At 45.2% G+C, this 12127-nt stretch carries 12 protein-coding genes; 9 read left to right on the plus strand and 3 right to left on the minus strand.

Translation table 11 applies throughout. The features are described from left to right. The 4 genes from AUC60_RS06915 to AUC60_RS06930 all read left to right on the plus strand — a co-directional run. Positions 1-1141 (plus strand): Y-family DNA polymerase (locus AUC60_RS06915; RefSeq protein WP_087265350.1); only part of this gene is annotated, 1141 nt, incomplete at its 5' end. Between the two features lie 463 nt (positions 1142-1604). Next, complete coding sequence (locus AUC60_RS06920; RefSeq protein ID WP_087265351.1) at positions 1605-2510, plus strand: ParA family protein; 906 nt, start codon at positions 1605-1607, stop codon at positions 2508-2510. Next, positions 2507-3061, plus strand: coding sequence for a hypothetical protein (locus tag AUC60_RS06925; protein WP_087265352.1), 555 nt, complete (start codon positions 2507-2509; stop codon positions 3059-3061). Before AUC60_RS06920 ends, AUC60_RS06925 begins: the two co-directional genes overlap by 4 nt. Then, positions 3054-3764, plus strand: coding sequence for a hypothetical protein (locus AUC60_RS06930; protein WP_087265353.1), 711 nt, complete (start codon positions 3054-3056; stop codon positions 3762-3764). The genes AUC60_RS06925 and AUC60_RS06930 overlap by 8 nt, the downstream gene beginning before the upstream one ends. 193 nt (positions 3765-3957) lie before the next feature. On the opposite strand, the gene AUC60_RS06935 is transcribed toward AUC60_RS06930, so the two are convergent. Further along, complete coding sequence (locus AUC60_RS06935; protein WP_087265612.1) at positions 3958-4698, minus strand: hypothetical protein; 741 nt, start codon at positions 4696-4698, stop codon at positions 3958-3960. Positions 4699-5109: 411 nt separating this feature from the next. On the opposite strand from AUC60_RS06935, the gene AUC60_RS06945 reads away from it, so the two are divergent. The 5 genes from AUC60_RS06945 to AUC60_RS06965 all read left to right on the plus strand — a co-directional run bounded on the left by AUC60_RS06945 (position 5110) and on the right by AUC60_RS06965 (position 10329). Then, positions 5110-5730, plus strand: a complete 621-nt coding sequence (locus AUC60_RS06945; protein ID WP_087265355.1) for a hypothetical protein — start codon at positions 5110-5112, stop codon at positions 5728-5730. Between the two features lie 497 nt (positions 5731-6227). Beyond that, positions 6228-6452: a hypothetical protein gene (locus AUC60_RS27585; protein ID WP_144443239.1), complete on the plus strand. Its 225-nt coding sequence runs from the start codon at positions 6228-6230 to the stop codon at positions 6450-6452. A gap of 872 nt (positions 6453-7324) precedes the next feature. Further along, the gene (locus AUC60_RS06955) at positions 7325-8686 is read left to right on the plus strand and encodes a nucleotidyltransferase (RefSeq protein WP_087265357.1); all 1362 of its coding nucleotides are present in this window, start codon (positions 7325-7327) and stop codon (positions 8684-8686) included. After that, the gene (locus AUC60_RS06960; RefSeq protein WP_087265358.1) at positions 8686-9321 is read left to right on the plus strand and encodes a Cap15 family cyclic dinucleotide receptor domain-containing protein; all 636 of its coding nucleotides are present in this window, start codon (positions 8686-8688) and stop codon (positions 9319-9321) included. Before AUC60_RS06955 ends, AUC60_RS06960 begins: the two co-directional genes overlap by 1 nt. Before the next feature lie 39 nt (positions 9322-9360). Then, positions 9361-10329 carry an HNH endonuclease gene (locus tag AUC60_RS06965; RefSeq protein WP_087265359.1) on the plus strand — a complete coding sequence of 323 codons (969 nt, stop codon included), beginning with the start codon at positions 9361-9363 and terminating at the stop codon, positions 10327-10329. Positions 10330-10633: 304 nt separating this feature from the next. Here AUC60_RS06965 and AUC60_RS06970 read toward each other — a convergent pair whose 3' ends face one another. Beyond that, positions 10634-11419: a DUF4062 domain-containing protein gene (locus AUC60_RS06970; RefSeq protein ID WP_087265360.1), complete on the minus strand. Its 786-nt coding sequence runs from the start codon at positions 11417-11419 to the stop codon at positions 10634-10636. Positions 11420-11814: 395 nt separating this feature from the next. Next, entirely contained in the window at positions 11815-12024 is a 210-nt protein-coding gene (locus AUC60_RS06975) for a DUF6538 domain-containing protein (RefSeq protein WP_087265361.1), read from the minus strand. Between the last annotated feature and the right edge of the window lie 103 nt (positions 12025-12127).

The raw sequence follows: 12127 nt of genomic DNA on the forward strand, positions 1-12127 counted from the left end.
TTACGACGCCAAGCCGTTCGTGAAGATGGGCGCTCCTTATTTTCAGATAAAGGACCTGCTACGCCAGCACGGCGTCCAGGCCTTCAGCAGCAACTACGCGCTTTATGGCGACATGAGTGAAAGGGTCATGACGGTCATTGAATCGATGGTGCCTGCCGTTGAGGTGTACAGCATCGACGAAGCATTTGCTGATCTCTCTGGCATACCCGGCGACCTTACAGCGTTCGGTCGAACGATCCGTGCTGCGGTGCATCAATCAACCGGCATTCCGGTCGGCGTAGGCATAGGCCCTACCAAAACCTTGGCAAAGCTGGCCAATCACACAGCCAAACGGTTGCAGGCCAACACGGGCGGGGTAGTGGATATCTGCGACCTATTCAAGCGCGATTGGGTGCTTCGCAATACGGGCGTATCAGAGGTTTGGGGTGTCGGCCGCAAGATGAAAGCTCATCTGGAAGCGATGAATATCCTAACGGCGATGGACCTGGCCAAGGCTAATCCGACGATGCTCGGAAAGAAATTCAGCGTGGTGATCGAGAAGACTGTCCGCGAGCTATCCGGAATCAGTTGCCTGGAACTGGGCGAAGAAGAGCCGCCCAAGCAGGAAATATGCTCAAGTCGGATGTTTGGCAAGCGCCTAACAACCATCGAGCCTATAAAAGAGGCGGTGGCTACCTATGTACAGCGCGCAGCGGAGAAGCTGCGGGCGCAGAACTCGCTGTGCAAGAAGATTAGGGTCAGTATCCGAACCGGGATGTTCAACCCGGACGAGGCGAAGTATGCCAATGGCGCATTGGTCGAACTGCCATATCCCACCAACGACGTGCGGCTGATGACCAAGGCTGCGACTGAGGCAGTCAATCGGCTGTTCCGGCCTGGCTTCAAGTACAGCAAGGCTGAAATTTTGCTCATGGATCTGCGACAGCCTGGCGAGTTCACCGACGATCTGTTTGCGCCATGCCAACCAGAAGCCGCGGAGAAAGTGATGCGGGTCTTGGACGAAATCAACCAGCGGTGGGGCCGCGGGACGTTGCGCACGGCAAATGTGCCCTCTGATCCAGACTGGGGAATGCGCCGGGAGATGATGAGCCAAAATTTCACGACGAGGCTCGATCAGCTCTGGACTGTGAAGTGCAACTAACGAATTTCCGTAATGGGCAACGCACATAATGCCACGATCAGATAACGTAAGAGGCTGCTTCATTCTCTCATGCGCCGGAGCTGACCTTCTGCTAGGCAGCGTAGACTGCTGTCGAGCCAAACCATAAAAATCCTAGCACGCCAGTAATAGGGCCAAAGCTGAGGCGTTGGCAACCTATGCCGTTCTTAAGCGCCCTCTCTGTCGCATCGAAATGCTCCTTCGGTATGGAATGTGTGAAGCGTCGGCGGATTTCAGGTCATTGGTGGGCGATCTCTCGTCGAATTTTTTTCATGTTCGCGAAAGCCATTCTGACGCATGGGCATTGAGGGCGTGCACTAAGCAGACCCTCAACCAATGGGTACGCAACAAAACCGTAGCGCCAGTATCAGGCAGGCACTATTATAGATAGTTGAAAGCGCTATGTTCCATTGGAAGAATTTAGAACAGTTAAGGGATATTAAGTATGGCTAAGGAAAAAAAAGTGCTTGCTCCAGTAATTGCAATTGTAAACATGAAAGGTGGAGTAGGCAAAACTACGATTAGCGCGCATCTATTTCGCGAGTTTTATCGTAAGAAAAGTAAAAATATTTTATTGATAGATTTTGACCCTCAGTTTAACTTAACTCAAACGCTTAAAACTCAGCAGGAATATGAGGCGCTTAAAGTTAAGGGGGCGACAATACTGTCGGTTATGGAGTGCACTCAGGAAGCATCGATTTTCAAAACTTTTGAAAGTGATGGTCAAGCACCAGAGGTTGCCGATTTAGTCGTTCCACTCAAGCGGGCTAGAGATCGTATAGCTAAGCATGGAGCCGAGCGGAAAACATACAGGCTTGATTTAATACCTGGTGATTTTGATTTATGCAAGTTTTCATTGATTGATGATAAGAAAGTTTTAGATGTGTCGAAAAGGCGCTTTATTGATTTTATATCTAAAGCGAGAGAACAATACGACATTATTTGTATAGACTGCAATCCAAGTACTTCATTTCTTAATATGTGCTCTTTGAAAGTGGCAACTCATCTACTGGTTCCGGTTCGTCCGGATCGATATTCTATGCTGGGGCTACGGCTGCTAGATAGTTTCGTTAATAACTTCAAAGAGATAGTCGAGAAGCCAAAAAAGATAATTATTCTCAATGGCGTTCCCACGACAAGCTATGATCCCACCGTGGAGAATGAGCTTCGTAGCGATCCTATATATGGGCCAATTACACTAGCGACAAATCTTACAATTTCGACGCTCTTGACGGCCGATCCGAACTATACTGGATTTGCCACGGATAAGAAAGTCGCATACACTAAGGCTTTAAGAGACAAAATGCATATCCTTTCTGACGAATTAGCTATGGCGTTAGGAGTAAAATGAACAAGGTATCGATTGAGAGATTGTTCGGCTTAATGGTCATGGCTGGTTGGTCAAAGAGCCAGATTTTTAAAGTTATAGATGAGCTGTACAGGCTTCATCCAGATGAATTAAAAATGATGGTAAATGGGGCTGCTGATATAGTCTCTGAGCTTCAGTATGTTATGGAACGTAAAATCAGCAGTAATCGTATGGGTAGGAGCAAAACAAACTATTATCGTGAAAATACCGAGCCTGCAATGGAAAGCTATGAGCCATACGCTAGCGAGGGATATATGGATAGCCCGATAATTTTAGACGTTTATGAAAAAATCCATGAGTACTTAGTGGTGGAACTTGGCTTGTCGTCGCATGAGGTAGTAGATGTGATCGCTGCCGAGATATATCGTGTTAACAAAGGAGAAGTGCCGCCACTCTCTAAAAAGTCGTTGAAAAACTGGGTGGCGCGACTGATGGGTTATTATTCGCCAGGTGAGATTCTTCATGTGGTTGCTAATATAAGGAGTAAGTACTTGAAATCTCAAGCTATTGGTTGGTCACTACGAAATGACTAAGATCAAGAAAAAAAATAGTGAGCAATTGCCAGATTTTGTGGAGAAAGCAAAAGGATTTAGCATTGCTCATGGCGATGAGTTACTTAATCAATTTGAAATGGAGTCTAAATTACTCCTTGAGTGGATCAAGTATCTGAATGTGCATCACCTTACGGGAATCGCTGATGAGCTCCTTACTGCCACGTTATCAAACATAAGGGAAGCTGCGGCTTACGCAGCAATAGGTGCTGTACGGCCCTGCCTTTTTGCTTTACGTGCACAACCGGACTTGCTTTTGAGTTGGCTTTATTTCAAAGACCATGCCGTGGAGTACGCTAGTCTTTGCAGGACAGGGGACTACTATGTATTAAAAACCGAAGTATTAAAATATTTCGCATCGCATTATGAGGGTTTTTCAGCACGATTGGTGGTAATGAACCAGACCATGACGCGTACTCAGCTAGATCCGTACAGGCTGCTATCAGCGCATATTCACTCGCAGAGTCCTTTTGTAATCAATCACGTGGTTGATCTTCAAGATATTATTAAAGATCAGAAATTAGCAGCTGAGTGTGCGGTTGTGCAGCGAGAGGTTTCAGAGTTTTTGTCGGATATACTATTTAGTCTTGGGTTTGCAAGTTATCACTCTTTGCCAAATTTCATTAGGCGTAATGTTGAGGCGCGAACAAAAACAGAAGGCCAGAAAAAGGTTGTTTTTGCCTAAGTATTTAGATTGAAATGCCACTAGCTTGAAGTGTGGAACATTGTCTGTGTAACAGTCTTGCTAAGGGGTTAAACGCTATTTAGTGATCATGATAAGGCGTAAGAAGAATTCAGCGTGACTTTTCATCCGGATATTACCAACGTCACATAGGGAGATAGTCCGGGCAATCATTGCTTTCATTTTCTTGGCGTGATTATAAGGGGAGGGCGCCGGTAGGCCTATGAAGTTGCTTCAGTAATGAATTGGCAGTACTAGCCTCTATCATAACTTTAGGCAGTGCTTTAATGAAAAGATCTGTCCCTTCGTAAAACGATGCAGCAACTTTCATGGTGGATAATGGATCGATCTTCATGATTATTTCATATTGGAGCATTGCGTTTGCATCTCGATGAGCAATGGTAGCATGCCTTGCTAAGGATAGTAGGGATTTCGCGTTAGCATGAGCCTTATTGATTTTTCTGAAAGCGACATTCATTTCTTTAATCAGCTCATCACTTATTTCCGCAGCTTTGTACGCTTCTTGGAGTTTTTTTGCTGGTGCAACTTTTGCCATATCCCATTCGTGGATAATAAGTAAAATAATTCGCAGGGAAAGATTTCGTTTCCATTTGTCGTGGTGTGTTAAGGCGTCTATCTTTACAGTCTGAAGATCTTTTTCTGCCAGAAGAAAAAACAGTGACAAATTAAAAAATATCTCCAGCGATTCAAAATGCATCGAGTCCTTATTTCTTTTGAAATTTTTAACGGTGGTATTGAGTGCTTCCGTCAAAGCGGCTGAGCGCTTCCTTTCGCTGATAACTAGTTTTATACGAAGATACGATCGGGCGGCCCCTTCAAGGTAAGGTCGAAAAAATCTTATTACTTTAAAAGCAAACCATCTCCGTTGGACATTGGGCGGCTGATCAAGAATTTTTCTTTTGCTAGAGTTACGCATATCCTTCATTCTCCCTTAAGATTATGACCTAATCTGCAAGCGATTCAGATAATACAGAGAATTCGTACAATGGCACCGTATGATCGTGATGACTATACTCTTATTGCCGTCAGAGCCAAAGGCACGGTTTTTTATGGGCGAATGTATAGCCAGATTGATGTGGCAACGCTCGATACAACAAGATAGTCGAGATTCATGGCAAATCGTGCTGCGCTTGCGTAGGCTGCCAGCTCAGTAGGAAATTTTGCTTATACAGCCACAGCCAGTGCAAGCCAATACCAATGAGGATGTATGGAATTTCATGTCTCGGTCTCATCCTCAAAAAAAAGTTGCTGGGCGCTACGGCTATGAACACCTTCGCCCCATTCACCCCCATTCACCCCCACTCACCGCGTTCAAGCAGGGCTAATCATGGATTCAGGCAACGTCTCTGCGATCATTTCTGCTGCGGCAGGCATCACCGGCGTGTTGCTCGGTAACCTATTCGTTCTGATTAAAGAATGGGTGGTTAAACGGGGTGCAATCACCCAAAACACTGCCTATCTCGGAATAGTCGTTGTCTCACATCTGGAGCGGTTTGCAAGCCACTGCTACGAGGTTTGCAATGATGACGGTACCTCACACGGTCAACCAGCTGGACAAAATGGTTACTGTGAGGCCACGACGTCGCTTCCGGTATTCAGCCCATTGGAGCTTGAAGTGGATTGGAAGGTCTTACCCACAGATCTCATGTATTCGATACTTCGCATTCCCGATCAGCTAGATCAGATTCGTGGCAAGCTCGCTGGAATTCAGGATTTCGATTATGACCCGCCAGATCACCCCGAATATTTCTGGGTAAGAAGGCGGAACCATGCTGTATTGGGTCTCCAAGCATCCGGCCTAGCTCAAAAGCTCCGTACATACGCGGGATTGCCTATTGATGAGTCGCCACCTGGTGAGTGGAATAGGGATGAAAGCATGAGGGATGTGATATCGCAGTTAGATGAGCTGGAGAGGAAAAGCGCTTTGCGTAACCTAACCGAGATCTAACAGTCGGTACCATCTCAAGACACGCGGCTAACCGAAAAAAGCATACGATACCGTATCCCCACAACGCGACATTCGTTAGTGATCCCCTGCAGAACACCCATCCTTCATGCAAGCCACGTAACCAAGGTCTGAGCTAAGAGTTTGTCCAGTCCATCATAGGTAAGGTGGAAATAGAGAATTGCGGAGCAACCCGCCGAATTGCGGAGCAGAAACGACAATGGCCTACGACAGTAATGTGCGTAAGCCCTTGATTTTAAATGGTGCCCCGAGCCGGAGTCGAACCGGCACGTCCAAAGGACGAGGGATTTTAAGTCCCCTATGGATCCGCGTACGGTCAAGAATTGCCAATCTGCGCAATTCAGAAGTCGATTATGCTTTGGCAGGAGCTACGGAATACTCAATTCCGTTTCGCGATTATCGCTATAGTTTCAATTTCGAATCGGTCATTCTCCCTCCCGATATACAGCTATGGTTATAGAAAATCGGGAGATGCTGTCATGAATGACATCCAGGCTAGCGAATTTAGAGAAGCTTTGCTCGCCGTGCTCAGTACGGCTGCATCCATGGGGATAGACGTCGAGCTTCTGGGCCATCTAGCCGCCTCGGAACTGTTAGATGAGCGAGCTCTCGCTGGAAACGAGACCTATGCAGCAGGTGCGGTATACCAGTTAAGCGTGTGTTTGGGGTATATCTTGGAACCTGGAGATTTGAGCGTCCTTTAGAGCTTGGGATCAGGACGCTCCAAGGATTGCCTGGGTGTTTTACATACAATTTCATTGATGGATCTCAACAACAAGATTAGGGCAAAAATAGGGCAAATTCAGGGCCGCCATAGGCCGGTAGGCTCCGGCAGTGTTACTTACGCGCCCTGTTTTTTATGGCCCTGAGCGGGCTACGCGGTAGTTGGAGCGGGTTCAAATCCCTATCTCTCCGCCATACAAATGAAAGCCCCGCAGATTAAGGTCTGCGGGGCTTTTTTGTTTTTGGATTGTACGTAGATATTGTACGTACGATTTATGAGAAAAATTCTGGTACTCGGAAATTTTTCGGTTCCTGATTTTTGGATCAGGTCATATTCATTAAAGGGGACCCATTAGCCCCTTTACGCCTTTCTGACAGCATGTAGTCGGGTGCCCCACCCGTTCAAAGGCCATCGGCACTGTGACGCTACTTTACATGTGTGCGGTTGAAGTAGCCGGTCGCTGTGAGCACAGACGACATCGCGTCCTTTGCTGCTAGCAGATTGCGGTCATCAGTCTGGCTGCACCTACCTGGGGCGTTGAGCGAGCCGGGGAAGCGCTATGCCGTCGATCACTTGTATCGGATGGGTAGGGCAAGGAACAACAATTTCACTTTCCAGTCGGGCTCATAGCAGCTCACAGTCTTTGAGTTTTGCCAATGACGTAGTGAGGTGAAGACGCGTCTATCAACGGGATATGGCTGTGAATAGTTTTTTTCCTGGATACGCAGTGATGGAATTTTTTGCTAGATTCTGAGATGTTGTATCCCACCTAGGCTTTTACTGCTTAGGTCCCGGCGTCTGGGTTGCCATAACGGATGATGGGATATAACGGCATTGCAAGGAGCAAATATAATGGGTGGTTGTTCGGCGCTGTTCTATGATTCAGATAATCAAAATACTCTATTTTCACGAATATCTCTTTCAGACAAGCAGTTAAAAACTGCGCGAGAAGGGCGAGATGCTTTATTGGGGTTTGTAAAGCCAAAGCTATCTGAGGTTTTTGATGTTGAAGTCAAGCATTGGATACAAGGATCTCTAAAAAATCATACTTTGATTAGGCCGACTTCGAAGTTTGAAGAGTTTGATATTGATGTTGGTCTTTACTTGATCGGGGAAGGTGATGAGTCGGGTATTGATGCTGTTGATATCAAATCTGATTTGCATGATGCGATAGTTGATTATTGTCAGTTTGATCCCAGTGCGCGTGTGCCTGAAGAAGTAAAAGAGCGTTGTGAGCGAGTTGTGTTTTCTGGTGATTTTCACATTGATATGCCGTTGTATTATTTCAATTTTCGAAATGATACTGTGGTATTGGCAACAGAAAATGGTTGGGAACATAGTGACCCAAAAGGATTTCAAGATTGGTTCGATAATAGCGTCGGTGTTTCTCAGCGACCAGTCGTGCGCCGGATTATAAAGTATCTTAAAGCTTGGGCTTCGTTGAAGGCGAACTCATCGCGTGCTAAACCATTGTCATCTATGGCATTGACGATTCTCGTTGTAAAATTTATGGATCTTATAGGTTCATCTGATGATGAGTCGGATTTTGCAAGAGCGGCGCAAGAAATTGTCAATTGTATTTTAGAATCTGAAAGTGTAATTAATCCACTTAGTGGCTCGGATATTCTGTCGTTTTCAAAGGCTGATATTGATTATTGGCGTCCGCATTTGCTGGAGCTTGAAGAGGTTAGTGGTTCTGCAATGAGGGTTGAGGATGCATTTGCATCATTCTATCTTTGGGAACGTATATTCGGTCATATGCTGCCTCCGATAAACGAAGCTGCCATTGCTGGTGGGAGAGCAGGCCTGCCAGCAGTGTCATTGCCTGCTCATACAGAGGTTAGGCATTACGATTCAAAGGGTGTTTTGTTGTCTACTGAAGTGACCTCGTCTGTGATTTGTTATAAAAATGAATCACTTTCATTTAGGGTGTTTAACTTCAATGAGTATCATCCTGAATCAAGTATAACTTGGATCGTTCGTAATCAAGGGGGAGAGGCGGCCGACTCTAATGACCTTGGACACAATACACCACTGGATATCAGCGAGGAAATATCGAGAGGTTGCGCTTATACAGGTATTCACTATATGGATGCTACAGTGGTATATCGAGGGCAGGTGCTTGGTGTCGGGAAGGTTAAAGTAAATATTCAGCCCTACAATAGGCCCGTAAAAAATCCAATTAGAAGAAGAATTTACAAAGGAAGCCGCTAATGTGGGATTTGCTGTCTATGAAAGCGAAGTCTACTATTGTAGCTTTGTTTACGGCAATATTTGTTTTAGCTTATCCGCTTTTGAATATTGGTTTTCCTGATGTTAAGTATGAAATTGCCACTGTAAACAGTATTTCAAAATTTGTTTCTCTTTTGACTGGTTATTGGACTTTTATCTATTTGTTTTTTAGATTTTTTGGTATGTCTCTTTGGTCGATGCCAGGCATTTCAAGAATCTTGAATAAATATGTTGGTCCAGATTTGCGAGGGGGGTGGACTGCTGACTTCCAATTCAAAGGAGTTGATGGTCAGTCGCAATCTAAAATACTTAGATTTGAAATTACTATGTCGGTTTTTCACTTTGCAATGTCTATGACTTCTGATGATGAATATTCGACTAGTCATGTTGTGTTGTCTCGTATTCTAAAGGATGAGGTATTCGGTTCGTACGTGTTGTACTATGTTTTTGAAAGTGAGGTGGTTAAGCCTGTCGAAACTGACGTAAGCACCTTCCAAGGGAGTGCAAAACTTCGCGTCAAAAGTGGAGCAGTTTTGACTGGTACGTACTGGACTAATCGTAATTGGCAGAATCGCATGCAAACAGCTGGCTGCATTAAGCTAGTTAGAAATGTGTAGTCGATGAGAATTGGTCACGTTAACAATCTGGATTGTCTTATGGATATCGCATCAATTCGACCTATAAAAAAGCAACTTATTATTGATGCGGTGGCAGCATGTGGGATAGATGTAGGTGCGTGGTCTTTTAAACGAGACGGGATCACTCCAGTTAAGACACCTCAGTCAAATGGTGGCTTTTGTTATGAATGGTCTTTTAGAGGCGTGGGCAACACAATTTTGGTGCTATGTGTCTGGTATGAAGAATTAGTTATTGTCGATGGTGTGGTTAAGTTTTTTGGAAATCTAAAAAAGTTTTCGGATGACCTTATTCGCGAGCTTGAAAAACAGCGGCGTAACCAAAAGCGGACAGTTACTGATCCCCGAATTAACCGTGCAGATCATTTTACGCAGACTGTCAGGTTGGCTTACGATAATGAGACGAGTGTTCGCGTTGTCATCGTTAGAGGGCCTGTGCGCGTTATTGAAGATGAAAACAAGGATAATGATCGGGCGATAGCTCGGCAATTAGATTCAGAAGCATGGAACGTAGAGTTCTTTAATGCAGATAGCGGCGAGTTTGTGCTTGTTCGTAGTAGAAAACCAGGGGCAGGGTATAAAGATGGCATACGTGAAGCTGGTGCGGAAACCAGATTCGTCGCGGGTTTGGTAGTCGATGCTAACTGGGATGAGCGCAACGACGTGGTAGACCAGTTTGTAGCCGAGCCACGGGACGAGTTCTATGTCTTGAATGGTGAGAAGCGGCGTCGTGACCCTAACGTCCGTAGGCAAGTATTGGCTCGCTCTAAAGGTCTATGCGAGCTTACGGGGGTGCCTGGGTTTGAAACTGAAAATGGGGGCACGTATCTCGAAACCCATCACATCGTGCCGTTGTGTGAGGGAGGCCCCGACACAATGGAAAACATGATCGCATTGTCTGCAGAGGCACACCGAATGGCGCATTATGGGCGAAACCGCGATGAGTTAAGATCAGACTTTATTCGAATTATTCAAAGTATCCTTAAATGATGTTATTGCGAACGCGAGAGGCGGAGGCGCCCAATATAGGATAGGCTAGATATTTAAATGGATTTGTATGCAATGGATGTAAAAGTAATAAGGCTTTAGATGGAAGTTAGAATGATGGAAAAATTCTAACCTTTGTGGGAGTTGGGACTTTGAAATGTTATTTACTAAATGCCATTGATTCTTTATTGTGTTATTTGAGTTGGCTGTTAATAAATCCGCCGCTTTCGATTGCGCTGTTTTTTTTGTGATTATGTACAGTTTTCTGGTGGGCAGCAAAATAATAGCTTGATTATTTGTGATCAAGTTAACTTTGTTTTTCGGTCCGTTGGTAATGTTCATTGTTACGCAAGATTTCAATTAGAATTTTTTCAAATTCCATTAAACCATCAATGGCATCGTCCAGTGATATCGACGCTCCTCGAGTTAACAAAAAAGCCGCAGCCATCTTGTCTCCGCCAAGGACCAGTTCGAATGCTTCCTGCAAAATTGCACTCGGTATCTTGTCGTTAAAGATATGGGCTGTCCGTTGTTTTAGAAATTGAAAACGTGGAGGTGTCAGTGGGTGTCGTTTAACCGCATTTTGTGAAAGTTTTGCGAGAACTCTCGCTGTGGGCTTGTTGCCCGCCGCTGAAACCAATCGAACGATGTCTTGGGTGACCTTCTTTACAAGGTCATCTGGTGATGAGTAAAAATTGACTACATGATTGTTTTTTAGGATTTTTTTGAAAACACGAAGCTTTTCAGCTTCTGCGCCTGTGTCAACGAACTTCGGCAAAACTGTGTGCGTATCTTCATCAATGATATAAATGAGACTTGGAAGATGTACTACTTGAGCTTCCTCGTACTCTAGTTGCGTTAACGACTTACTAGAGAGCGGGTCAACAAAACCATATCGCATCGCAAAAATACCTATATAAATGTCTGCGGATCTAACTAGGCGCAGGCACTCATCCTTTGGGGTTCCAGGCAATGCCCCGAAAACCTCCATAGCCTGCGATGCGAATTCCAGGCTGCCGATTGCATCGAGTACTAATTTTCTATGGTGTTGTAGATCGGTAAAAGTTGAGCTAACGAAGATCGATGGTGACATGTTAGGTTCAGCTCCTAGCAGTATAGAAACGATTGAATCATCGACAATTTCAATTTTACGGCATATTTCGGCTCAATGTATATGGAGGTCGGAAATCGCCAAGGGCTGATTTCGAGTCAGATGTCAACCTGTTACACAAAATTTGGAGCTGGTTTCACAAGGTCGTCGCCTGCGAAGTGGTAAGAAACACTAGAGGATATTCCAGTGCCGTTTGATCGTCGCTATACCAAGCCCAGGCGGTCCAATAGGTTGGGATTATCAATCAGGACCTGATCCACGTTGATGTTTTTCGGTGCTGGGTGAGGTGCCACATTCTCACCAATCAACGCCCGCCGTTTGTTCAGCCTGTACGTTTCGATTTTCCCAACTGTGGATGCGAATTCTTCTTGCCAACCTTATGGTGGCACTTTGCCTTTGTGAGCAGCTTGTATCTGGCTTTTCCAATGGGCAAGGATCGGTAGGCGACGATCCATGGCTTCGGAACGAAGTCCGGTCTTCAATGACTGGGACAGAATTTTTTTGCTGCCAAACGCACCCTGCACGTCTTTGGGGATGGCAAGGCGAACGTGATACATCCCGCCTTGCAGTTCTAAATTATTTGCCACGTTGTTCTCTTGGGAGTTGAATTGTACGTAGTATTTATACGTACAATTTAGATGTAGGCCAAGAAATACAGTGTTTGTTGGTTTTTTTGCTTTGATATGGAGG

Origin of the sequence: Pseudomonas caspiana, assembly GCF_002158995.1 — a bacterium.
Lineage (GTDB): Bacteria > Pseudomonadota > Gammaproteobacteria > Pseudomonadales > Pseudomonadaceae > Aquipseudomonas > Aquipseudomonas caspiana.

Excerpts from the sequence above, each read along its gene's own strand:
- AUC60_RS06965 (WP_087265359.1), top strand. The coding sequence starts at position 9,361 with ATGGATATCGCATCAATTCGACCTATAAAAAAGCAACTTATTATTGAT.
- AUC60_RS06960 (WP_087265358.1), top strand. The coding sequence starts at position 8,686 with ATGTGGGATTTGCTGTCTATGAAAGCGAAGTCTACTATTGTAGCTTTG.
- AUC60_RS06970 (WP_087265360.1), bottom strand. The coding sequence starts at position 11,419 with ATGTCACCATCGATCTTCGTTAGCTCAACTTTTACCGATCTACAACAC.
- AUC60_RS06945 (WP_087265355.1), top strand. The coding sequence starts at position 5,110 with ATGGATTCAGGCAACGTCTCTGCGATCATTTCTGCTGCGGCAGGCATC.
- AUC60_RS06935 (WP_087265612.1), bottom strand. The coding sequence starts at position 4,698 with ATGCGTAACTCTAGCAAAAGAAAAATTCTTGATCAGCCGCCCAATGTC.
- AUC60_RS06925 (WP_087265352.1), top strand. The coding sequence starts at position 2,507 with ATGAACAAGGTATCGATTGAGAGATTGTTCGGCTTAATGGTCATGGCT.
- AUC60_RS27585 (WP_144443239.1), top strand. The coding sequence starts at position 6,228 with ATGAATGACATCCAGGCTAGCGAATTTAGAGAAGCTTTGCTCGCCGTG.
- AUC60_RS06930 (WP_087265353.1), top strand. The coding sequence starts at position 3,054 with ATGACTAAGATCAAGAAAAAAAATAGTGAGCAATTGCCAGATTTTGTG.
- AUC60_RS06920 (WP_087265351.1), top strand. The coding sequence starts at position 1,605 with ATGGCTAAGGAAAAAAAAGTGCTTGCTCCAGTAATTGCAATTGTAAAC.
- AUC60_RS06955 (WP_087265357.1), top strand. The coding sequence starts at position 7,325 with ATGGGTGGTTGTTCGGCGCTGTTCTATGATTCAGATAATCAAAATACT.